General features: G+C 68.6%; 1 pseudogene. It reads left to right on the plus strand.

The window, feature by feature from the left end:
• Positions 1-355, plus strand: a pseudogene (locus VXJ37_RS21080) (hypothetical protein); the annotation flags it as partial.
• Positions 356-395: the final 40 nt, after the last annotated feature.

Consider the following 395-nt stretch of genomic DNA (forward strand, 5'->3'; position numbering starts at 1 on the left):
CCTCGCCGCCGGCGCCGGCGTCCTGGCAGGCCGCCTCACCCGCGGACTCACCGCAGGCGCCCCGGAATCGCAGGGACAGGTGCAGGGTTCTGCCCAGCACCGGGCCGTGCAGCCGGCACCGGTGGCACCCCTGCACCAGGAGACTGTTTATGCCGCCGGCACCGATGATCTTTTCAACGAGCCAGTAGTGGGCAGCGCCGCTCCGGTGTCCACCAGCACCCTGCCCTCGGGTACCGCTGAGGAAACTCCCCTTCGCTTCGAGGACGACCCATACCGGGCTGAAAACGGTGTCTACAGCGCTGACGAGCAGTTCGGTACTGACGGCACCGGACGCCACGGCACGGGTGGTTTGTGATGAGTAGCCAGATTCCGGAGCCGCCGCCCAGTGCGGCGCA

The sequence above is a fragment of the Pseudarthrobacter phenanthrenivorans genome, from assembly GCF_036455295.1.
In the GTDB taxonomy this organism is placed as follows: domain Bacteria; phylum Actinomycetota; class Actinomycetes; order Actinomycetales; family Micrococcaceae; genus Arthrobacter; species Arthrobacter phenanthrenivorans_C.